The 21,396-nt window shown below is 67.0% G+C and carries 24 protein-coding genes; 12 read left to right on the forward strand and 12 right to left on the reverse strand.

Going from position 1 to position 21,396, the window contains the following annotated elements; genetic code table 11:
- Window positions 1-35: 35 nt before the first annotated feature.
- The 3 genes from PV764_RS16025 to PV764_RS16035 are packed head-to-tail and all read right to left on the reverse strand — an operon-like array spanning window position 36 to window position 1,580.
- Window positions 36-518, reverse strand: a complete 483-nt coding sequence (locus PV764_RS16025) for a GNAT family N-acetyltransferase (protein WP_421117152.1) — start codon at window positions 516-518, stop codon at window positions 36-38.
- Between the two features lie 12 nt (window positions 519-530).
- A complete protein-coding gene (gene rpe, locus PV764_RS16030; protein ID WP_070426117.1) occupies window positions 531-1,208 on the reverse strand; it encodes a ribulose-phosphate 3-epimerase in 678 nt (225 codons plus the stop codon).
- A 42-nt stretch (window positions 1,209-1,250) separates the two neighbouring features.
- Window positions 1,251-1,580, reverse strand: a complete 330-nt coding sequence (locus PV764_RS16035) for a J domain-containing protein (protein WP_019185299.1) — start codon at window positions 1,578-1,580, stop codon at window positions 1,251-1,253.
- A gap of 143 nt (window positions 1,581-1,723) precedes the next feature.
- Here PV764_RS16035 and PV764_RS16040 point away from each other — a divergent pair, with 143 nt between their 5' ends.
- The 8 genes from PV764_RS16040 (at window position 1,724) to PV764_RS16075 (ending at window position 9,610) form a co-directional block, all read left to right on the forward strand.
- Window positions 1,724-2,650 (forward strand): phosphoribosylaminoimidazolesuccinocarboxamide synthase, encoded by a 927-nt coding sequence (locus tag PV764_RS16040; RefSeq protein ID WP_019185298.1) that lies wholly within the window; start codon window positions 1,724-1,726, stop codon window positions 2,648-2,650.
- Window positions 2,651-2,836: 186 nt separating this feature from the next.
- Window positions 2,837-3,316 carry a DUF962 domain-containing protein gene (locus PV764_RS16045; RefSeq protein ID WP_070426118.1) on the forward strand — a complete coding sequence of 160 codons (480 nt, stop codon included), beginning with the start codon at window positions 2,837-2,839 and terminating at the stop codon, window positions 3,314-3,316.
- A gap of 359 nt (window positions 3,317-3,675) precedes the next feature.
- Window positions 3,676-6,501, forward strand: a complete 2,826-nt coding sequence (locus PV764_RS16050) for a monovalent cation/H+ antiporter subunit A (RefSeq protein WP_421117084.1) — start codon at window positions 3,676-3,678, stop codon at window positions 6,499-6,501.
- Window positions 6,501-6,884, forward strand: coding sequence for a Na+/H+ antiporter subunit C (locus PV764_RS16055; RefSeq protein ID WP_019185295.1), 384 nt, complete (start codon window positions 6,501-6,503; stop codon window positions 6,882-6,884). Before PV764_RS16050 ends, PV764_RS16055 begins: the two co-directional genes overlap by 1 nt.
- Window positions 6,881-8,416, forward strand: a complete 1,536-nt coding sequence (locus PV764_RS16060; protein ID WP_046273052.1) for a monovalent cation/H+ antiporter subunit D — start codon at window positions 6,881-6,883, stop codon at window positions 8,414-8,416. Before PV764_RS16055 ends, PV764_RS16060 begins: the two co-directional genes overlap by 4 nt.
- Complete coding sequence (locus PV764_RS16065) at window positions 8,413-8,919, forward strand: Na+/H+ antiporter subunit E (protein ID WP_070426120.1); 507 nt, start codon at window positions 8,413-8,415, stop codon at window positions 8,917-8,919. The genes PV764_RS16060 and PV764_RS16065 overlap by 4 nt, the downstream gene beginning before the upstream one ends.
- Entirely contained in the window at window positions 8,916-9,200 is a 285-nt protein-coding gene (locus PV764_RS16070) for a K+/H+ antiporter subunit F (RefSeq protein WP_019185292.1), read from the forward strand. The genes PV764_RS16065 and PV764_RS16070 overlap by 4 nt, the downstream gene beginning before the upstream one ends.
- Complete coding sequence (locus PV764_RS16075) at window positions 9,197-9,610, forward strand: Na+/H+ antiporter subunit G (protein ID WP_019185291.1); 414 nt, start codon at window positions 9,197-9,199, stop codon at window positions 9,608-9,610. Before PV764_RS16070 ends, PV764_RS16075 begins: the two co-directional genes overlap by 4 nt.
- An 84-nt stretch (window positions 9,611-9,694) precedes the next feature.
- Here PV764_RS16075 and PV764_RS16080 read toward each other — a convergent pair whose 3' ends face one another.
- Together PV764_RS16080 and PV764_RS16085 are read right to left on the reverse strand one after the other, a co-directional pair.
- Window positions 9,695-10,651 carry a sodium:calcium antiporter gene (locus PV764_RS16080; RefSeq protein WP_421117085.1) on the reverse strand — a complete coding sequence of 319 codons (957 nt, stop codon included), beginning with the start codon at window positions 10,649-10,651 and terminating at the stop codon, window positions 9,695-9,697.
- 100 nt (window positions 10,652-10,751) lie between these two features.
- Entirely contained in the window at window positions 10,752-11,333 is a 582-nt protein-coding gene (locus PV764_RS16085; protein ID WP_192814294.1) for a hypothetical protein, read from the reverse strand.
- 156 nt (window positions 11,334-11,489) lie between these two features.
- Between PV764_RS16085 and PV764_RS16090 the strand changes: the two genes are divergently transcribed.
- The 3 genes from PV764_RS16090 to PV764_RS16100 all read left to right on the forward strand — a co-directional run bounded on the left by PV764_RS16090 (window position 11,490) and on the right by PV764_RS16100 (window position 12,924).
- Window positions 11,490-12,020 carry a hypothetical protein gene (locus PV764_RS16090; RefSeq protein WP_421117153.1) on the forward strand — a complete coding sequence of 177 codons (531 nt, stop codon included), beginning with the start codon at window positions 11,490-11,492 and terminating at the stop codon, window positions 12,018-12,020.
- A gap of 140 nt (window positions 12,021-12,160) precedes the next feature.
- A complete protein-coding gene (locus PV764_RS16095; RefSeq protein WP_019185287.1) occupies window positions 12,161-12,628 on the forward strand; it encodes a hypothetical protein in 468 nt (155 codons plus the stop codon).
- Window positions 12,629-12,696: 68 nt separating this feature from the next.
- Entirely contained in the window at window positions 12,697-12,924 is a 228-nt protein-coding gene (locus PV764_RS16100) for a hypothetical protein (protein ID WP_019185286.1), read from the forward strand.
- Between the two features lie 8 nt (window positions 12,925-12,932).
- Here PV764_RS16100 and hmgA read toward each other — a convergent pair whose 3' ends face one another.
- Both hmgA and hppD read right to left on the reverse strand, forming a co-directional pair.
- Complete coding sequence (gene hmgA, locus PV764_RS16105) at window positions 12,933-14,234, reverse strand: homogentisate 1,2-dioxygenase (protein ID WP_019185285.1); 1,302 nt, start codon at window positions 14,232-14,234, stop codon at window positions 12,933-12,935.
- A gap of 119 nt (window positions 14,235-14,353) precedes the next feature.
- Complete coding sequence (hppD, locus tag PV764_RS16110; RefSeq protein ID WP_087947518.1) at window positions 14,354-15,424, reverse strand: 4-hydroxyphenylpyruvate dioxygenase; 1,071 nt, start codon at window positions 15,422-15,424, stop codon at window positions 14,354-14,356.
- A 172-nt stretch (window positions 15,425-15,596) separates the two neighbouring features.
- Here hppD and PV764_RS16115 point away from each other — a divergent pair, with 172 nt between their 5' ends.
- On the forward strand, window positions 15,597-16,085 hold the full coding sequence (locus tag PV764_RS16115; RefSeq protein ID WP_026070113.1) for a MarR family winged helix-turn-helix transcriptional regulator: 489 nt from the start codon (window positions 15,597-15,599) through the stop codon (window positions 16,083-16,085).
- A 4-nt stretch (window positions 16,086-16,089) separates the two neighbouring features.
- Here PV764_RS16115 and PV764_RS16120 read toward each other — a convergent pair whose 3' ends face one another.
- The 5 genes from PV764_RS16120 to PV764_RS16140 form a co-directional block, all read right to left on the reverse strand.
- Complete coding sequence (locus PV764_RS16120; protein ID WP_019185282.1) at window positions 16,090-17,232, reverse strand: hypothetical protein; 1,143 nt, start codon at window positions 17,230-17,232, stop codon at window positions 16,090-16,092.
- Between the two features lie 120 nt (window positions 17,233-17,352).
- Window positions 17,353-17,961: a thioredoxin family protein gene (locus tag PV764_RS16125; protein ID WP_284128676.1), complete on the reverse strand. Its 609-nt coding sequence runs from the start codon at window positions 17,959-17,961 to the stop codon at window positions 17,353-17,355.
- Between the two features lie 8 nt (window positions 17,962-17,969).
- Window positions 17,970-19,472, reverse strand: a complete 1,503-nt coding sequence (locus tag PV764_RS16130) for a peptide MFS transporter (RefSeq protein ID WP_046273049.1) — start codon at window positions 19,470-19,472, stop codon at window positions 17,970-17,972.
- A gap of 243 nt (window positions 19,473-19,715) precedes the next feature.
- Window positions 19,716-20,594 carry a tryptophan 2,3-dioxygenase gene (locus PV764_RS16135; RefSeq protein ID WP_019185279.1) on the reverse strand — a complete coding sequence of 293 codons (879 nt, stop codon included), beginning with the start codon at window positions 20,592-20,594 and terminating at the stop codon, window positions 19,716-19,718.
- Between the two features lie 71 nt (window positions 20,595-20,665).
- Window positions 20,666-21,304, reverse strand: coding sequence for an NAD-dependent dehydratase (locus PV764_RS16140; protein WP_019185278.1), 639 nt, complete (start codon window positions 21,302-21,304; stop codon window positions 20,666-20,668).
- Window positions 21,305-21,396: the final 92 nt, after the last annotated feature.

Below are 21,396 nucleotides of genomic sequence, written 5' to 3' on the forward strand. Positions count from 1 at the left end.
AGGGCAGCCGACCAACGGTCGGCTCTACCGGGTGCTCAGCCTTCGGCGAAGGTCCGCAATGCCTCGCCTTCCATCCGGTACACCGTCCACTCGCTTTGCGGCTTCGCACCGGCGGCCTGGTAGAACTGGATCGCCGGTTCATTCCAGTCCAGCACCGACCACTCGAACCGGCCGCAGCCTTCGGCCACCGCGATCCGTGCGATGTGCTGCAGCAGTGCCTTGCCGGCCCCGCTGCCGCGCCGTTCCCGGCTCACGTACAGGTCTTCCAGGTAGATCCCGTTGCGGCCCAGCCAGGTCGAGTAATTGTAGAAATACACCGCATACCCGATGGCCACGCCGTCGGCCTCGCAGATCAGCGCGTGCGCTTTCGCTTCCGGCCCGAACAGGCTCGCGCGGATGCCCGCTTCGTCGGTCTGCACCGACGACTCGGCCCTTTCGTAGATCGCCAGCTCGCGGATGAAGCGCAGGATCCGCCCCGCATCCTCGGCGGTGGCCACGCGGATGGTCACGGCAGCCACCGAACCCATGGCTCAGCCCCGCGCCGCGGCGACGTTGCCGCGCATCTGCGCGATGATGTCCTGGTAGCTGGTCTTCGCATTGAAGATCGCCGAGCCGGCCACGAACGCATCCGCACCGGCCGCCGCGATGGCACCGATGTTGTCGGCCTTCACGCCACCGTCGATCTCCAGGCGGATGTCCTTGCCGCTGGCATCGATCTTCTTGCGGATCGCGCGCACCTTGTCCAGCGCCGAGGGAATGAAGGCCTGGCCGCCGAAGCCCGGGTTGACCGACATCACCAGCACCAGGTCCAGGTCATCGAGCACCCAGTCCAGGATGTCCACCGGCGTGGCTGGATTGAGCACCACGCCCGGCTTGCAGCCCAGCGAACGGATCAGCTGGATGGTGCGGTGCACGTGGCGGCTCGCCTCCGGATGGAAGCTGATGTAGGTCGCGCCGGCCTCGGCGAAATCCGGAATGATGCGGTCCACCGGCTCGACCATCAGGTGCACGTCGATCGGTGCGGTCACGCCATGCTTGCGCAGCGCCTGGCAGACCAGCGGGCCGATCGTCAGGTTCGGCACATAGTGGTTGTCCATCACATCGAAATGCACCCAGTCGGCGCCGGCCGCGAGCACGTTGTCCACTTCCTCGCCCAGGCGGGCGAAATCGGCGGACAGGATGGAGGGAGCAATGATGCAGTTGGACATGGCCGGGACCTTCAGGATGTTGAAAGGGGGCGCCGCGCGGAATCAGCGCTTGCGCAGGGTCTTGATGCGGTCATAGGCGGCATTGAGCTGGCGCGACTTGCGCTCGGCCTGCTGGCGCAGCTCCGGGGCGGCGCCGACCACCTTGTCGGGGTGGTACTGGGACATCAGCCGGCGGTAGGCCAGGTCGATCTCGGCATCGGTCGCCTCGGAGGTCAGCCCCAGCTCACGGTAGGGATTTTCCCTGTTCAGCCGGAACCAGTCGGCGTCGAAGGCATGCCCCAGCAACAGCCCGAACGCGGCCCCGAACAGCGGATTGGGCCTGAACAACAGGGCGCCAGCGATGAATCCGAGCAGTTTTCCGTACCAGCGCATGGTGGTCTGGGCAGCCGAGGCGACAAAGGATCCTCATTTTACGTCACAGCGGGCCCAACCCGCTTTACACTAGGCCGCCCGCTGTCTGTGCGGGCCCTCCGGGTCCCCTGGACAGCTGTCATGACGAAGCCTCAGGAGTGCCCGTGCCGACCACGTTGTTGCAATCCGATCTCCCCGGCCTGCCCTTGCGCCATCGCGGCAAGGTGCGTGATGTTTTCGACATTCCGCGCGACCGGCTCCCCGCCGGCACTCCGCCGGGGGACTACCTGCTGATGGTCGCGACCGACCGTCTGTCAGCCTTCGACGTGGTGCTCCCCGACCCGATCCCCGGCAAGGGCGAAATGCTCTGCCAGGTCTCGAACTTCTGGTTCGCCAAGACCGCGCACCTGATGCCCAACCACCTGACCGGCATCGATGTCGCCAGCGTGCTGCCCGAGGGTGTCGATCCGGCGCTGTACGCCAAGCGCGCGGTGGTCACCCGCAAGCTCAAGCCGGTCCCGGTCGAGGCCATCGCCCGCGGCTACCTGATCGGCAGTGGCTGGAAGGACTACCAGCGCACCGGCAAGATCAGCGGCATCGAGCTGCCTGACGGCCTGCGCCAGGCCGAGCAGCTGCCCGAACCGATCTTCACCCCCTCGACCAAGGCCGCCGTCGGCGACCATGACGAGAACATCGATTTCGATGCGATGGTGAAGGCGGTCGGTGCGGACCTGGCCGAGCGCGTACGCGATGCGACCCTGCGCATCTACGCCTTCGCCGCCGACTATGCGCGCGAGCGCGGCATCATCCTGGCCGACACCAAGTTCGAGTTCGGCACCGATGCCGATGGCCGTCTGTACATCATGGACGAGATGCTGACCCCGGATTCCTCGCGCTACTGGCCGGCCGACGAGTACGAGGTGGGCACCAGCCCGCCAAGCTACGACAAGCAGTTCGTCCGCGATTACCTGGAGACGCTGGACTGGGGCAAGACCGCGCCCGGCCCGAGCATCCCGGCCGAGATCATCGAACGTACCCGCGCCAAGTACGCCGAGGCGCTGCAGCGCCTGGCCGGGATCTCGGTCGACTGATTCGCCTGCGCCCCCGGCCGTGATGGCCGGGGGTCCCGGCCGTAGAGTCGACCGTTGGTCGACTGCCGCGGAGGTTGGTGGCCTATCGCGTGCAACGCGAGGGGCATCGTCTGGGTGAGAGCAAGCCGACCAACGGTCGGCTCCGCCCGCCCGGGGCGGTATGCTCTGCAGATCCTGGGAGGGACCATGGCCACCACCGTCGCACGCCCGATCGACCGCTACTTCGCCAGCTATTCCGACGACCACCGCAATGTGCTGAACCAGCGCATCCACGTCCTGGCCGTCCCGGCGATCGCGTGGTCGGTCATCGCCCTGCTGTGGTGCCTGCCGCCGCTGATCACCTGGTTCCAGAACGGGATCTGGGCCGGCCTGGCGATGTTCGCCGCCTGGTGCTTCTACAACCGTCTTTCGCGCACGCTGGGCTACGGCATGCTCGCGTTCTTCTTCGTCAGCGGCTGCGTCTGCCGGCTGCTGGAAGCCGAGATCGGCCTGGTGAACCTGTTCTGGCTGGCGCTGGGGCTTTTTGCCGTGGCGTGGGTGGCGCAGTTCATCGGCCACAAGCACGAAGGCCGCAAGCCGAGCTTCCTGACCGATCTGGTCTACCTGCTGATTGGCCCCCTGTGGGTATTGGCCAAGCTCTATCGCCGGATGGACTGGCGCTACTGACCCGCTTTTCCTGAACGAGCGCGGACACTCACCGGCACTCCACGCCGCACCCTCCAGCATCGTCTCCAGTGGCCTTTCGAGCGACGGCCACCGTTCATCTTCGTGCACACCGTTTCGGCCCCGCAGCCCCTGCGACGCCTGGTTCCGGATCCGTTTCCACAGGCGTCGGGAGGCCACAGTCGGCAAAGTCACCAGCGGGCTTCCATACGGCCGCCGACGGACCCGAATGGGGCCGGGCGCTGCCCGGAAAAAATGAATCAGTGCACGTTACATGCAATTGAGGGCGTATTCGGGTGTATCGGCAGCAATTGCCTGCCTGTTAGACTGAACGGCCTGCTCGTGAATCCCGCATTCCCTGCATGAATCCTAGTCTGCTCCTGCTGCTCGCCCTGCCCTTCCTGATGGCAGTGGCTGTCGCTTCATTCCGCCGCACCTCCCGCTCCACGGCCGCCTGGGTAGCCGCGGCCGCTCCGCTGGGGGGACTGGCGCTGTTGGCGACGATGACCCCGGCGATCATGGACGGCGGCATCGTCCGCAGTTACGGGGAGTGGATACCGCAGATCGGCCTGGCCTTCTCGCTGCGCCTGGATGGCCTGGCCTGGATGTTCGCCGGGATGGTGCTGGCGATCGGCGCACTGGTGGTGATGTACGCCCACTACTACCTCAGTGCCCGCGACAGCGCCCACCGCTTCTACTGCTACCTGCTGCTGTTCATGGGCGCCATGCTGGGCATGGTGCTGTCGGGCAACCTGTTGCTGCTGATGGTGTTCTGGGAAATGACCAGCATCAGCTCGTTCCTGCTGATCGGCTTCTGGTCGCACCGCCAGGACGCCCGCGAGGGCGCCCGGATGGCCCTGGTGGTCACCGGCGGCGGCGGCCTGGCCCTGCTCGGCGGCGTGCTGTTGATCGGCCGCATCGTCGGCAGCTTCGAACTGGATGCCGTGCTCGCCGCCGGCGATCTGATCCGCGCCAGTTCGCTGTATCCCTATGCGCTGTTCCTGGTCCTGGCCGGCATCTTCACCAAGAGCGCCCAGTTCCCGTTCCACTTCTGGCTGCCGCACGCGATGGCCGCGCCGACGCCGGTCTCGGCCTACCTGCACTCGGCCACGATGGTCAAAGCCGGCGTCTTCCTGCTGGCCCGACTGCACCCGGCGCTGGCCGGCACCGACCTGTTCTTCTATACGGTCAGCGGCATCGGTGCGATCACCCTGTTGATCGGTGCCTGGAACGCGATCTTCCAGCATGACCTCAAAGGCCTGCTCGCCTATTCGACGATCTCCCACCTGGGCCTGATCACGATGCTGTTCGGCCTGTCCGCGCCGATGGCGGTGGTGGCCGGTGTGTTCCACATCCTCAACCACGCCACCTTCAAAGCCTCGCTGTTCATGGCCGCCGGCATCATCGACCATGAAACCGGTACCCGCGACATGCGCAAGCTGGGGGGACTGCGAAAGCTGATGCCCATCACCAGCGCGCTGGCGATCATCGCCTCGCTGGCCATGGCGGGCATCCCGCTGCTCAACGGCTTCCTGTCCAAGGAAATGCTGTTCGCCGAAGCCCTGACCGCCGGGCCGGAGGCGATGCGCATCGCCATGACGATTGCCGCGCTGCTGGCCGGCGTGTTCGGTGTGGCTTACAGCCTGCGCTTCGTGCACGACACCTTCTTCGGCAAGGGGCCACACGATCTGGACCGCGTCCCGCATGAGCCGCCGCGCTTCATGAAGGTGCCGGTGGAGATCCTGGTGGTGGTCTGCGTAGCCGTCGGCGTTGCGCCGGCGATCACCATCGCCCCGGTACTGCACGCCGCGGCGTCGTCCATCCTCGGCCCGGCGATGCCGGCCTACAGCCTCTCGGTCTGGCACGGGTTCAACATGCCGCTGGCGATGAGCGCAGCCGGTGTGGTCGGGGGCATCGCGCTGTACTTCGGCCTGCGCCGCCTGATCGACCTGCACGCGGTGGTCAGCCGCAGCATCGGCCGCAACATTTTCCACAAGCAGCTGGACCTGGTGTTCGGCTTCGCCCACCGGCTCACCCAGGGCCTGGCCAACGGCAGCCTGCAGCGCATGCTGATGGCGCTGGTGGTGGTGGCGGTGATCGTCGCCGCCGCCCCGTTCGTGGCCCATCCCACGTCGCCCAACTGGCCCTCGCCGCAGCCGATCCCGCTGCTGGGCTGGGCCCTGTGGCTGGTGATGATGGCCTGCGCGCTGGGCGCGCTGTTCGTCTACCGGCAGCGTTTGCTGGCGGTGCTGGTGGTCGGTGGCGTCGGTCTGATGGTCTCGCTGACCTTCGTGTTCCTGTCCGCACCGGATCTGGCCCTGACCCAGCTGCTGGTGGAGATGGTCACCCTGGTGCTGATGCTGCTGGGCATGAACTACCTGCCGATCCAGTCGCCGCCGGAGAAGTCGGTCTGGCGCAAGCGGCGCGATGCGGTGATCGCGATCGTCGCCGGTGGTGGCCTGGCCGCGATGGCCTACACCGCCATGACCCTGCCGCCCAACACCATGGCCGGCGAGCTGCTGGCACGTGCGCTGCCGGAGGCCTATGGGCAGAACGTGGTCAACGTGATCCTGGTCGACTTCCGTGGCTTCGATACGTTTGGTGAGATCACCGTGTTCGGCATCGCCGCGCTGGTGGTGCACGCCATGCTGCGCCGCTCGCGGATGGCGCCGGAGCAGATCATGCCCGGCCCGCCGATCAAGCTGCCGGTACCGGCCGATCTTGCCCAGATCATGTTCCCGCTGACCCTGACCGTTTCGATCTTCCTGTTCCTGCGCGGCCACAACGCGCCCGGCGGCGGCTTCATCGCCGGCCTGGTGCTGGCCGTGCCGCTGCTGATCCAGTACGTCATCCAGGGCACCACTTCGGTGGAATCGCGCTTCGGCTTCGATTACATCCGCTGCATCGGTGCCGGTCTGCTGATCGCCATCCTCAGTGGCTGCGCCTCGATGCTGTTCGGCGTGCCGTTCCTGACCAGCGGCCACCTGGACCTGCACATTCCGCTGATCGGCGAGGTGCCGCTGGCCAGTGCGATCGGCTTTGATACCGGCGTGTACCTGGTGGTGTTCGGCGGGGTGATGCTGATGCTCTCGATGATGGGCACGATCAAGCCCTCGCGCACCCGCAACGCCCGCAAAGGCGAGATCGATCCCACCCGCCGTTCGGCAAAAACCGGGGAGATGCACTGATGGAACTGGCCCTGGCAAGCGCCATCGGCGTACTGAGCGCGATCGGCATCTACCTGTTGCTGCGCGCGCGCAGCTTCGATGTGATCCTCGGCATGACCTTCCTGTCGTATGCGACCAACCTGCTGATCTTCGCCGGTGGACGCCTGGTGCAGGGCAAGGCGCCGGTGCTGCGTGAGGGCATCGACAGCGACCTGGGCAACTACACCGATCCGCTGCCGCAGGCGCTGGTGCTGACCGCCATCGTGATCGCGTTTGCGATGACCGCGGTCAGCATCGTGCTGGCCATGCGCAGTCGCAGCGACAACCACAGCGACCACGTGGACGCGCACGAAGAAGAAGAGCTGCCTGCCGATACCGCGCCGGGCCGGGAGGGCGGCGCATGAACCATGCGGTGATCCTGCCCATCCTGATTCCCCTGTTCGGCGCGGCCTGCTCGCTGTTCGTCGAGCACCGCCGTTACGGGCCGAAGGTGCAGCGCACGGTGGCGTGGACCACGCTGACCGCGCTCGCCGCGGCGGTCGCACTGCTGTTCGCGCAGACCGCCGATGGCAGCATCGCGGTGTACCTGCTGGGCGACTGGCCCTCGCGGCTGGGCATCGCGCTGGTGGCCGACCGCCTCTCGGCATGGATGCTGGTGACCACCCTGCTGCTGGCCATCCCCTGCCTGCTGCACGCCTGCTCGGGCTGGGACCGGCGCGCGCCGCACTTCCATGCGCTGTTCCAGTTCCAGCTGGTCGGCCTCAACGGCGCGTTCCTGACCGGCGACATCTTCAATCTGTTCGTGTTCTTCGAGGTGATGCTGATCGCCTCCTACGGCCTGCTGCTCAGCGGCGGGCGCGGCCTGCGCATGCGCATCGGCCTGCACTACGTGGTGTTCAACGTCACCGCCTCGACCCTGTTCCTGATCGCACTCGGCCTGCTGTACGCCTCGCTGGGCTCGCTCAACATGGCCGAGCTGTCCCAGCGCATCGCCGAAGTGCCGGCCTCGCACCTGACCCTGGTCAAGGCGACCATGGGGCTGTTGCTGCTGGTGTTCTGCAGCAAGGCCGCGCTGATGCCGCTGTACCTGTGGCTGCCCGAAGCCTACGCGCGTGCGCCGGCTGCCGTGGCCGCCCTGTTCGCGATCATGACCAAGGTCGGCCTCTATGCGGTGCTGCGGGTCAGCACCCTGTGGTTCGGCGACGGTGCCGGCCCGATGGCCGGCTACGGCAGCCAGTGGCTGCTCTGGGCCGGTGTGGCCACGCTGGTGCTGGGCGGCCTGGGTGTCCTGGCCGCGGCGCGCCTGCGCGTGCTGATTTCCTACCTGGTGGTGGTCTCGGCAGCGACGCTGTTCATCGCCTTCTCGGTGCGCACACCCGAAGTGCTCTCGGCCGGCCTGTACTACCTGCCGCACAGTACCTTCGTGGCTGCCGCGCTGTTCCTCATTGCCGATCTGATCCGCCGCCGCCGCGGCGGTGCCAGCGACAGGAAGGAAATCATCGCGCCGATGCCGGGCAAGGAAACGCCGGCGGTGCTGTTCCTGATCGGCGCCGTCTCGGTGGCCGGCCTGCCGCCGCTGTCCGGCTTCCTGGCCAAGGCGGCACTGCTGGCCGGCATGCCGGCGCAGTACACCTGGGCGGTCTGGGCCGCGGTGCTGGGCAGCAGCCTGATGGTGATCATCGGCCTGACCCGCGGCGGCATCCGCCTGTTCTGGCGGGTGCCGGTGGTCGAAGAAGGCGCCCCCAAACCGCGCAAGGCGCCCACGCGCACCGTGGAGCTGTTCGCCGCGGCGCTGCTGCTCAGCTACGGCATCGCGATGAGCGTGTTCGCCGGCCCGCTGATGCAGCACACCGATGCGATGGCCACCCAGCTGCTGCAGCCGCAGGACTACGTGGGTGAGCTGCGCGCCACCACGCCGGAGATCCGCCAGCCATGACGCGCAAGCCTTCCCTCTACAAACGCGTGCTGCCCTCGCCCTCGCTGAGCGTGATGGTCGTGGTGTTCTGGCTGCTGATGTCCGACAGCTTCACCCTCGGCCAGATCGTGCTCGGCATGATCCTGGGCGTGGTGGTGCCGCTGTTCGCCGCGCGGCTGGATCGCGAGTTCGCCCGCATCGGCTCGCTCCGCCCGCTGCCCAAGCTGCTGTTCGTGACCCTGTGGGACATCCTGGTGTCCAACATCCGGGTGGCGATCCAGGTGCTGGGGCCGGAGCGGCGCATCCATCCCGGTTTCATCTGGCTGCCGCTGGATATCGCCAACATCCACGGCATCGCCGCGCTGACCAGCATGATCACGCTCACCCCGGGCACGGTTTCGGCGGCGTTGTCCGATGACCGCAGGTATCTGCTGGTGCATGTGCTGCACCTGGATGATCCGGACGAGCTGATCCGGCAGATCAAATCCCGCTACGAAGCCCCGCTGATGGAGATCTTCCCATGACCGGACATATGTTCATCCAGACCACGATGGTGGTGTGCATGCACGTGGTCGGCCTGGCCATGCTGCTGGCCACCTGGCGCCTGCTGCGCGGCCCGACCGTGCCCGACCGCATCCTCGCCCTGGACACGCTGTCGGTGACGGCGATCGCCGAGCTGATGCTGTTCGGCATGTACCTCAACTCGGCGGTGTATTTCGAAGCCGCGCTGATCATCGCCATGCTCGGTTTCGGCAGCACGGTGGTGCTGAGCAAGTTCGTGCTGCGCCGGGACATCGTCGAATGATCACCTTCATCCAGATCGTGCTGTCGATCCTGCTGCTGTTCGGCTGCTTCTTCATCCTGGTCGGCGCGCTGGGCCTGGTGAAGCTGTCCACGTTCTTCAAACGCCTGCATGCGCCGACCAAGGCCAGCACGCTGGGCGTGGGCTGCGTGCTGGTCGGCTCGGTCTGTTACCACATCTTCCTCGGCGAAGATCCGCAGCCGCGCGAGCTGCTGATCACCGTGTTCCTGTTCATCACCGCGCCGATCAGCGCGCACATGATGGCCAAGGCGGCGCTGTCGCTGTTGATGGAAACCCGGCCGGAGCTGCCGGGGCACAAGACCGCCAAGGAAGAACAGCTGCCGCCGCCGGAACCGCGCCGCGCAGACGAGACCGACGATGCCAAGGCCCCCGTTTCCCGGGACAGCCAGTAGAGCCGACCGTTGGTCGGCTGCAACACGCCTGCGAAACGGTAGCGCCGGCCGCTGGCCGGCTGCTTCAACGGTTGGCCGTCAACCTCACACGCTGCCGATCAACGCCAGCTCGAGCGCGATCCAGCCGACGAAGGCCACCACCAGCACCGCGCCTTCGCGGCGGCTGATGGTGAGGTCACCGCGCAGCATGGGATAGAGCACCAGCACGAAGGCGATCGCCGCCGGCAGCTCCAGTTTCACGAACGATGCGGGCAGCGCCAGCGGGCGCAGCGCGGCCATGCCGCCGACCACCACCAGCAGGTTGAACAGGCTCGAGCCGATCACATGGCCCAGCACCATGTCACCCTGCCCACGCCGCGCCGCCGCGATCGCGGCCGCCACTTCGGGCAATGCGGTGCCGATCGCCACCGGCAACAGGCCAACCAGCAACGGCGACCAGCCCAGCCCGGCGCCGAACACCGGCGCGGCCTGCACGATCCAGCGCGCGCCGACATACAGGCAGAGCGCCGCGAACAGCAGCCGCAGGAGGTTCAGGAACAGCCCGGTGCGGGTCATGGCATAGCCGGCGACGGCCTCGCGCACCGGCTCGGATTCCAACCGCGCACGGCGCAGCAGGAACACCAGCAGCCCGACGAAGGCGAGCAGCAGAACCGCCCCTTCCCAGCGCGCGATGACACCATCCAGGCCGAACAGGATCAGCAGCAGGCTTGCCGCCGCCAGGCACACCAGCAGCGGCGAGAGCAGGCGCGCACGGACCAGCAGCGGTGCGGCCAGCGCCGCCAGCCCCAGGGTCAGGCCGACATTGACGATGTTGCTGCCCACCGCGTTGCCCAGCGCGAGTTCTTCCGCCCCGACCACGAAGGCGCGGGCGTTGACCACCAGTTCCGGCAGCGAGGTGCCGAAGGCCACCAGCAGCAGCCCGGCCACGAACGGTGAGGCGCCAAAGCGCTGGGCCAGCCCGGAGGCGGCACGGACGATGCTGTCCCCGCCCAGTGCCAACAGCACCAGGCCCAGCACGAACCAAACAGTGGCAGCGATCATCTGGTGCTCCCCGGTGACGGATGTGGGCCGATTCTAGGGCCCGCCCGGCCCGAACGGTGAACGCCCGCCCCGGCACCCGGGCCAAGGCGGTAGCGGTGGCTCAGGAACAGCCTTCCACGTAGTCGACCTGCGGTGTCTTGCCAACGCGCCACGCGGTCACGTTGCCATCGCCGTTGATCTCGAAGTTGATCAGCGCACCGCCCTCGGCCGCCGGGCGCACGCGCAGGTTGTGGCCCTGCGCGTCGTACTTGTGCGGGGTCAGATCGCCGCGGTCGGGGTACAGCGTCTGCAGCTGGCCCAGCGACATGCCGACCTTGCCGCCACCGGGGGCGACGGTGCGGTCGTTGCGCACGTCATAGCGGACCAGGCGCTTGCCCTCGATCATGAAAATGACGTCCTCGGCCTGTGCGCCTTCGGGTCGCAGCGCATGGCAGTAGTCGTCGGCGACCTCGCCCTGCAGCGGTTCTTTCCAGGCCGCGCGGACCTCCTCCAGCGTACTGCCCAACGCAACGGGGCCGTAGCCGTCCAGGCGTGCCGGCCCCGCCGTTGGCGTCCCCGACGTCGCCGTGGCGGGCGCGCTGGGCGCGGTGTCCGCTGCCGGCGCAGGCACCGCTGCCTCGGCATCGCTGGACGGGGTTTCCGGCGCGCGTCCGCACGCGGCCAAGGCGAGCACCATCCCCAGTGCCATCACGCTTCCCAGCTGTTTCATGCCTGCATCTCCCGGTGAATGGGCGCAGCCTAGCGCGTGCGCCGTGTGGGCGGCATGCACGCTGTCGTTGTCATCGGCGTTTCACCTGCCGCGTTCAGGCTCGGCCTGCACCGCATCGACCCCGCCCCCATGCAACCGCAGAAGACCGACCTTGCCCGCACCGCGCTGCAGGCCCACCGCGCTCTGCTGGACATGCGCCAGCGCCGGCTGTTGATCCTGTGCGACGGCCAGCGTGACCTGGGCCAGCTGGGCCAGCTGGTGGGCCCGGAGACCCCGGCGATGGTGATCCAGCTGATCCAGAGCGGGTATCTGGTGTCCAGTGCGGCGGCGGAGGTCGCCGTTGTCGCGCCCGCCGCGCCCGCAGCCAGCGTGATGCAGACCGCGGCGCTGCCGCCGGTGACGGAACGCCGCCGCTCGCTGGTCGCCGCGCGGATCTACCTGCTCGACATCCTGGAACTGCAGCGCCATCCGCAGGCGGCGGCACTGTTCCACACCCTGCAGCAGGCCCGCAGCGACGACGCGGTCATGGCCGCACTGCACGCCGCGCTGGAGGCGCTGCCCGGGCTGACCTCGACCGGCTACGCCGAACGGGTGCGGCAGCGGTTGCTGGAGGTGCTGCCGACGGCGCATGCCGAGCGGTTCCAGATCGCGGCGGTTTGAGTTGGTAGTGACCGGATCCGGTTTCGATGAGGACATTGAATTGGACGCGGCAAGAAGCTGCGCGCAGGGTAGGAGCCCTACCCGCCAGTGAGGTTTTACTAATGTATGATTCCCAAATAACGGTTAATTGGGAGTCGATCATGGTCGAAACGATCAAACTGGCGACTGCCCGGGAACTCGCCGACGCCGGAAGCCTGCGCGAAACGACGGTGACCGCGGAAGCGGGAGGCTACGTTGTCACCTTCGCCCTGGAGAACAGCGACCGTGCGTTGGCCACCAAAGATGGGACGCCGCGCATTTTCTCTGGCGTCGCGGCGGCCGCACGTGTCCTGGCCCGGTTGGGGATCACACGCTATCGCGTAGACGCCTCGGCGACGGCTGGCGCCGAGCCCCCGCGCCGCTCGCGACCGGATCGGGCTCGGGTGCTGAAGCAGCTGCATGAAGACTCGGCCTATCTGGAACGCATCCGTGAGGCAGTGGCTGAAGCGCGCGCGGATTCACGGCCGGCACTGTCCGGTACCGATGCGCACCTGCACATGGCGGCGCTGAAAACGCGACTCGGTGACGAGTTGCAAACGGCATTGAAGCGCCGCCCGTCCACGAAATGACGGTTGCGTGGGGCAGGCTGGCCCTTGAGGATAGAACCCAGCAACTTGTTGCCGCCTTCGAGCGCGCCATGGCACTGCCGGACCCGCATCTGTTCATCGCAGCCGTAGCGCGAGACGATGCGATCGAGAACGAAGGAGAGGCCCTGGATGGCCCGGCGGTCTACCGCCTCGATGCCATCAAAGGGGCGTTCCTGTATGCAACGCGCGATGGCCGGTACCTGATCGCCTACCAACGCAACGGCAACGACGTTTACATTGACCGCGTGTTGCCTACCCGCAGGTCGGACGGCAGCTGAGCGCCCACTTACCCCGAGAAGTTCGCCTTCAAGCCCTGCCAGCAGTGCTGGTACCCGCGCTGGCGGTGCGCTGCCGCCATCGCCTGGGCGGTCGGGCGGATCACGCCGCGGGTTTCGAACATGAAGGCCATGGTGTCCTTGATCACGTCCGGTCTGCTCAGGTCGGCGGCGGAGGCCTTCTCGAAGGTCGCCGCATCCGGGCCGTGGCCGCTCATGCAGTTGTGCAGTGACGCGCCGCCCGGCACGAAGCCTTCGGCCTTGGCATCGTAGGCACCGTGGATCAGGCCCATGAACTCGCTGGCGATGTTGCGGTGGAACCACGGCGGGCGGAACGTGTTCTGCGCGACCAGCCAACGCGGCGGGAAGATCGCGAAATCCATGTTGCTGGTGCCCGCTGTATCACTGGGCGAATGCAGCACCAGGAAGATCGACGGATCGGGGTGGTCGTGGCTGATCGAGCCGATCGTGTTGAAGCGGCGCAGGTCATAGCGGTACGGCGCGTAGTTGCCGTGCCAGGCGACCACGTCCAGCGGCGAATGATCGATGTCCGCGCGCCATAGCTGGCCCTCGAACTTGGCGATCAGTTCGAACGCGCCATCGACGTTCTCGAATGCGGCGTGGGGCGTCTCGAAGTCGCGCGGATTGGCCAGGCCGTTGGACCCGATCGGGCCCAGGTCGGGCAGCTTCAGCAGGGCGCCGAAGTTCTCGCAGACGTAGCCGCGTGCATCGCCATCGGGCAGTTCGACCCGGAAGCGCACGCCACGCGGGATCACCGCGATCTGCTGCGGTTCGATCTCGATCACGCCCATTTCGGTGAGCAGGCGCAGGCGGCCGAGCTGCGGAACGATCAGCAGCTCGCCATCGGCGTTGTAGAAGTAGCGGCCCTGCATGTCGCGGTTGGCCGCATACAGGTGGATGCCCACGCCATGGTGGGCGTCGGGCGAGCCGTTGCCGCCCATCGTGTACAGCCCCTCGACGAAATCCGTGGGCGTACCCGGCAGCGGCAACGGATCCCAGCGCAGCTGGTTGGGCGAGACCGCGCCCTGCGCGAAGTCACCGTGCAGGTGCGGCTGGGCGAAGGGGGTGAACTCACCGTGGGTCACCGCGGGGCGGATGCGGTACACCCAGCTGCGGCGGTTGCTGCCGCGCGGCGCGGTGAATGCGGTGCCGGACAGCTGTTCGGCATACAGGCCATGGGCGACACGCTGCGGGGAGTTCTGCCCCACCGGCAGCGCACCGGGCACCGCCTCGGTGGCGAACTCGTTGCCGAAACCGGTCTGGTAGCCGCGCGATGACATCGGGTTGTTCATGGTCCTGCTCCGCCGGAGGCGTGGATGGCAAGGGAGTACAGCCGATGGCACCGGCGCGGACGCCGATGCCATCGTTGCAGCGTAACGCGGGCGGCTGCCGGTGCGTTACAGCGCGCGTCTTACAGCACGCCGCGCTTCATCTGGTCGCGCTCGATGCTCTCGAACAGCGCGGTGAAGTTGCCTTCGCCGAACCCTTCGTTGCCCTTGCGCTGGATGATCTCGAAGAAGATCGGGCCGATGCAGTTGGTGGTGAAGATCTGCAGCAGCTTGCGCTGCTTGGTCTCCGGATCGGCATCGATCAGGATCTTGTTCTTCGCCAGCCGGGCCACGTCTTCACCGTGGTTGGGCACGCGCATGTCGATCACGTCGAAATACGTCTCCGGCGTGTCCAGGAACTCCACGCCCTGGGCGCGCATCGCTTCCACGGTCTCGTAGATGTTCTCGGTGAAGCAGGCGATGTGCTGGATGCCCTCGCCCTTGTAGGCGTCGAGGTATTCGTTGATCTGGCTCTTCGGATCGGAGGATTCGTTGAGCGGGATGCGCACGATGCCATCCGGGGCGGTCATCGCCTTGGACACCAGGCCGGTCTTGAGGCCCTTGATGTCGAAGTAGCGGATCTCGCGGAAGTTGAACAGGCGCTCGTAGTAGTCCGACCACTGCTGCATGTTGCCGAAGTACAGGTTGTGGGTCAGGTGGTCGATGAAGGTCAGCCCGAAGCCCTTCGGGCGCGGGTCCACGCCCTCGATCGGCGCGTACTCGGTATCGAACATGCTGCCGTTGGCGCCATAACGGTCGACCAGGTACAGCATGCAGTCGCCGATGCCCTTGATGATCGGGGCGGCGACGGCGCGGGTGTCAGGCTTGAAGTCGATCGCTTCGGCGCCGTTGCCCAGGGCCATCTGGTAGACCTCGTCGCCCGGCTTCTTGAAGCGGATCGCGAAACCGCAGGCGCACGGGCCGTGCTTCTCGGCGAAATCCGAGGCGAACGAGTCCGGCTCTTCATTGACCAGGAAGTTCACGTCGCCCTGGCGATAGACTGTGATCGCACGCTGCTTGTGGCGCAGCACGGCGGTGAAGCCCATCTTGCGGAAATAGTCGTGCAGTTCGGCGCCACGGCCGGCCGGGGCGGCGAACTCGACGAACTCGAACCCATCGATGCCCATCGGGTTTTCGAAGGTGGTGACCTGCATGCCCGGATCGGGTGCGTAGGACGCGGTGCTCGTTTGGCTGGTCATGCTGTGGCTCCAAAGCAGTCCGCATCGGAAAAAACCAGGTGCGGTAGGAAGGCAGACCCGCGAGAATGCGGAGTCCGGAACGTAGGTTATAGTTTCACATGAAACCACCATCAAGGTGCACCGCAACATGAGCCCGCCCGATCCCAGCAGTCACAGCATCCGCGCGTCGCACGCCCTGCTCGATCTGGAGCAGTTCCTGCCGTACCGGCTGAGCGTTCTGTCCAACCGTGTCAGCGGCAACATCGCCAAGCTGTATGGGGACCGTTATGGGCTGGCGATCCCCGAGTGGCGGGTGATCACGGTCTTGGCGCTGTACCCGGGCTCGTCGGCCAGCGAGGTGTCCGATCGCACCGCGATGGACAAGGTCGCGGTCAGCCGCGCCGTGGCCAGACTGCTCGAACGGGGCTTCATCAAGCGTGAAACCCATGGCGACGACCGGCGCCGCTCGGTGCTGGCGCTGTCGGCGGCCGGTTTCGAGGTGTACGAAACCATCGCCCCGCTGGTGATCGACATCACCCGCAAGCTGATGTCCGTGCTCAGCGAGGAAGAAGAACAGATGCTGGAAACGCTGATCCTGCGCCTGGCCGGCGAAGGCCTGCAGCGGATGGACGAGTAGCGCCTCAGCTCAGGTGTTTGCGCCGCGCATGCACCCAGGGCGCGGCCAGGGCGCCGATGGCACCGCCGGCGAACCCCAGCGAGGCCGCCACGGCGGCCGCTTCGATCGCCCCCGGCAAGGCCAGCGCGGCCACCACCAGCAACAGGGATGGCAGACCGATGAAGGTCGCCATGAAGTAGCGCCAGCGCGGTGACCAGGTGCCGACCTGGAGCAGGCTGACCGGCATCCAGGCTTCGCCGGAGGCGTCCTGGGCAACCTTGGCGGCCACCTTGCCTAGGTCCGCTTCGACCGGGCCCTTGCCACCACGCGCGGCGGCCAGCATCGCGGCCACCTCATCGACCGCCGGGAAGCTGGTCGGCCAGCTCTGCGGGGGGGTGACCCCATAGGCGGTCAGCAGCGGCACGCTGAGCCACGGCGCCAGCAGCGGGCGCACCTTGCGGCGATCCAGCACGCACCAGAGCTGCGTCACCCCGTGCGCGGTCACGCTGTACAGCGCCAGCTGCGCCGGCGCCGGGTACGGCAGCAGGTGCACGCGCGCGGCCATGCTGTCGTAGCCCATCGCACGCAGGAAGCCCGCGCGGGTACGCCCCTCGTGTGCCCAGGCCAGGCCGAGCGCCCCGACCAGATACACCTCGGCAGGATCCTTCGTACCGGCACTGGCGCGATCGTCGCTGGCCAGGAAGAACGCCAGCGATTTGGGTTCTTCGACGTCGTGCTGGTCCCAGCGGCCGGCATCACCGAGTACATGCTTGAGCGGCACGCGCGCCGGGGCGGTTTCGTCCTTGCTGGCGTTGTGCAGGAACGGGACCACGCTCAGCACGAAGCCCTGCAGGTCCACCCCGCGCAGGCCGCTACCCTGCCACTCGGCCGGGATCAGGCCGGTCAGGCTGCCCTGGCGTGCCAGCGCGTCCAGCTGCGCCTTCTGCTCGACCAGTTTCTGCACCGCGGCCTTGAGCAGCACGTTGCCGGGCACGGAGACCATCGGCAGGCGGTAGCGGATCGCACCCGGCGCCGGCGTCCCGCCCTCGCCATCGAGCGCATCCGGCGCGGTCTGGTCGTCCAGCAGCACATCGACCGACGGCAGGCTCACGCCGGCCGGCGCATCGAGGGAAACATCGGTGGGGGTGTCACTGGTGCCCGGCTGCATGCGTCCAATTCCGTCGGTTGCCCGCCACGAACAGCGCGGCATGAGGTCCTTGGAGGTAGCGGCAGGGTGGCCGACAAATTGAGCGCAAAAAAAAGGCCGCGGAATCCGCGGCCTCTTCGATCACGACGCCTTCGGTGGCGCCCATTGCTTCATGAAGGCGAAGAAGCGGCCACGGTCGTAGCCCTTTTTCTGCCCCTTGTCCGCTTCCAGCTCGCCGGTGAACTGCGAGTGCAGCAGCGTGCCGTCGGCGTCGAGCACGAACAGGTGCGGGTAGCCCTTCACTGCCGGGAACTGCGACAGGAATGCCGCGTTCTCGTTTTCTTCGCTGTAGTTGACCTTCATCCAGACGTAGTTGGCATCGCGGAAGCTGCGGATCTCCGCATCGCCTTCGATGAACCCGTCCATCAGATGGCACCACGGGCACCACTCGCCGCCCACATCCAGGATGATCCGCTTGCCACCGCGCTGGGCCTCGACTTTGGCCGTGGCCAGATCGGCGACCGGATCACGCGCAGGATCGAACTGGGCGTTGAGCGCCGCGATCGCGGCGATGTCCGCCGCGGCCGGGGTGTTGCCCGAGGCCACCGGTGCGCCGGGATCGGCGACCGGGGTTTTCTGCTCGGAGGTGTCCAGCGGCTGCGCAGGCGCAGCGGTGGGCGCCGACGACGGTGAACAGGCGGCCAGCAGGCCGGCCGCGATCATCGACATTGCCGCTGCTTTCATGCGCATCGCGGTCCTCACTTGACGCCGTGCATCAGCTTGTTGATCAGCGGGGCGACCAGGAACAGCACCACGCCGGAAATGATCAACGCCCAGAAGCCGAAGGTGTAACCCTTCAGGGCCGATTCCACGGTCATGCCGCCTTCGCCGCTGACCACGCCGGCGAAGATGCCGGACATGTTGTTGCCGATGCCGGTGGACAGGAACCAGCCGCCCATGCCGAAGCCGACCAGGCGCACCGGGGCCAGCTTGGTCACCATCGACAGACCGATCGGCGACAGGCACAGCTCACCGATGGACTGGATGACGTAGACCATGAACAGCGTCCAGAACGGAATCTTGCCGTCCACGACCATGCTCGACAGCGCCACCATCAGCAGCGCGAACGCCGCACCGTTGAACAGCAGGCCCAGGCCGAACTTGCGCGGGATCGACGGATTGGCGCGGCCCAGCTTGATCCAGATCCAGGCAATGATCGGGGCCAGGGTGATGATCGCCACCGAGTTGACCGACTGGAACCAGGCGGTCGGGAATTCCCAGCCGCCCAGGTTGCGGTTGACGATGTTGTCGGCCAGGAAGGTGAACGAGCTGCCGGCCTGTTCGAAGAACATCCAGAACATCACGTTGAAGGTGAAGATGATCAGCATCGCGATCACACGGTCACGCTGGACCTTGCCTTCGCGGATGCCTTCGACCAGCAGCAGGATCGCCAGCGCGATGAACATCACACCCAGGATCCAGGCCAGCGCGGTGGCGCCGGTGGAGAGCAGGAAGAAGGCCACCGGGATCGCCACGATCGCGCCGATGAACACCATCACGATGCGGCCGTAGCCTTCGGCACCGGCCGGCGGGGCGCCAATGCCCTTCAGGCCGGCACGGCCGACGTAGAACCAGGCCAGGCTGATCAGCATGCCGATGCCCGAGGCGATGAAGACCATCTTGTAGGACGGCATCGCCTGCGTGCCGAACACGCGCTCGGCCAGGTACTGGGTCAGCACCGGGGCGATCATCGCGCCGATGTTGATGCCCATGTAGAAGATGGTGAAGCCCGAGTCGCGGCGCTCATCCTTCAGGCCGTACAGCTTGCCGACCATGGTCGAGATGTTGGGCTTGAACAGGCCGTTGCCGATGATGATCGTGGCCAGGCCCAGCTCGAAGATTTCCTTGTTGGGCATCGCGACCATGAACAGGCCGGCGGCCATGATCACCGCCCCGGTCAGGATGGAACGCTGGTAGCCCAGCACCCGGTCGGCGACGTAGCCACCGAAGATGGCGGCGGCGTAGACCAGCGCCAGGTAGGCGCCGTAGGTCCGGCTGGCCGCGGCCTGGCCGGCCGAATCACCGTCGAAGAACTGCGCGACGATGTACAGCACCAGGGCCCAGCGGATCCCGTAGAACGCGAAGCGTTCCCAGAATTCGGTCATGAACAGCATCCACAACGGGCGCGGATGGCCCAGCGTGGTCTTGAACTCCGGCAGCGCCGGATCGGGAACGGATTTCGCGGCGGCGTCTACGCTCATGCGGGATTCCTGGGTTCGGTGGAAGACATGCACGTCCGATGTGCGAAAGCAGCGCGGGAGAATCCCAGACCAACCACGTTCACGTCAAATACACGCTGATGTGTACCGCTGGCAGCATGGTCGCTGAACTTGCATCTGCAACTTCCGGCCAGAGACCGGCAGCGCAGCAACGGCGGGGCCTGCCGCACCCTACGGCGGATGGGGCAGGTAAATATGAATAGGCTTATTGCGGCCGATGCCCGATCAGGCGTCCGGCGGCATCGGGTCGTCGTTGCGGATGGTGGTGCGCACCTGGAACAGCTCCGGGAAGAAGGTCAGCTCCAGCGCCTGGCGCAGGAAGCCGACCCCGCTGGAGCCGCCGGTGCCGCGCTTGAACCCGATCACCCGCATCACCGTGCGCATGTGGCGGAAGCGCCACAGCTGGAAGGCGGTCTCCAGATCGACGAGGTCCTCGCACAGCGAATACTCCCGCCAGAAGCGGTCGGTATTCTGGTAGATCCGCTCGAACACCGGGTGCAGGGCGTCGTCGGCCACGTGCGGCTGCTGCCAGTCGCGGCCCTGGTAGCCGGCCGGGACCGGGTGGCCGAAGCGGGCCAGGTAGCGCAGGAACTCCTCATACAGGCTGGGGGCATCAAGCACCTCCTGCAGCTGGGCCTGGCCGGCCGGGTCGTGCGAGAACACCTGCAGCATCTGCGCGTTCTTGTTGCCCAGCAGGAATTCGATGTAACGGTACTGCAGCGACTGGAAGCCCGAGGACGGGCCCAGCACATCGCGGAAGCCCATGTACTCCGAAGGCGTCAGCGTTTCCAGCACCGACCACTGCTCGGTCAGCTGGCGCAGCACCTGCTTGCTGCGCGCCAGCACCTTGCGGCACTGCCAGACCTCGTCGCGCTGCAGGAACCCGATCGCCGCGCGCAGTTCGTGCGCCAGCAGTTTCAGCCACAGCTCGGAGGTCTGGTGCTGGATGATGAACAGCATTTCATCATGGTGCGGCGGGTTGGACAGCGGCTGCTGGGCCGACAGCAGCTGGTCCAGGCGCAGGTAGCCGCCGTAGGTCAGCCGCCCCTCCAGATCGGTGTGGATACCGGCTTCGAGATCGCGTTGGTTCTTGTCGACGGACATGGCAGGGACCGCTAAAGGGGCTGAAAGGGTAGCGCAGTGACCGGGTCGCCGCGCATCCGGCCGTCAGCGGCTCACCGCTCCGCCAGATCGGCCGAACCCACGATCCTGACGCCGGGCGTGGGCACCAACGCCGCCTCGACCAGCGCGGCGGCGATGTTCCCGGCCGGATTGATCCGCCAGGCGCGCGGCAGCACCGGGCCGAGCACGCCGAGCACCACGCTGGCCAGATGCTCGCCGGTACGCCGTTCGGCACGCTCACCGCCGATCAGCCCGGGCCGGACCAGGGTCAGCGAGGGGTAGCCCAGCGCCCGCAGGTCCTGCTCCAACCGTCCTTTGACCTGGTTGTAGAAGATCCGCGAGCTCGGGTCGGCGCCCATCGCCGAGTTCAATGCGAAGGCATGCGCACCGTGGGCACGCGCCAGCCGCGCCACGGCCAGCGGGAAATCATGGTCGACCCGTGCGAAGGCCTCCTTGCTGCCGGCCTGTTTGATCGTGGTGCCAAGCGCACAGATCACGGCATCCACCGCCCACCAGTCGGCCCCGGCCGGCAGTTGCGCGAAGTCCACCACCGGGTTGAGCAGCGCTGCATCCGTGGTCTTCAGCGCGCGGCGGGTCGGGGCGATCACCGCATCGCAACGCGGGTCATCCAGCAGTTGCCGCAGCACATGGCCCCCGACCAGTCCGGTCGCGCCTACCAGCATCACCTTCATCGCACGCTCCTGCGGTCAGATTGCCTACCATCGTGGCATATCGCGCATAGCGGGCCCCGCGTTCAAGCCGGCGTGCCGCGCGCCGATACTGT

Source organism: Stenotrophomonas sp. AS1 (assembly GCF_048957655.1).
GTDB classification, from domain to species: Bacteria; Pseudomonadota; Gammaproteobacteria; order Xanthomonadales; family Xanthomonadaceae; genus Stenotrophomonas; species Stenotrophomonas bentonitica_A.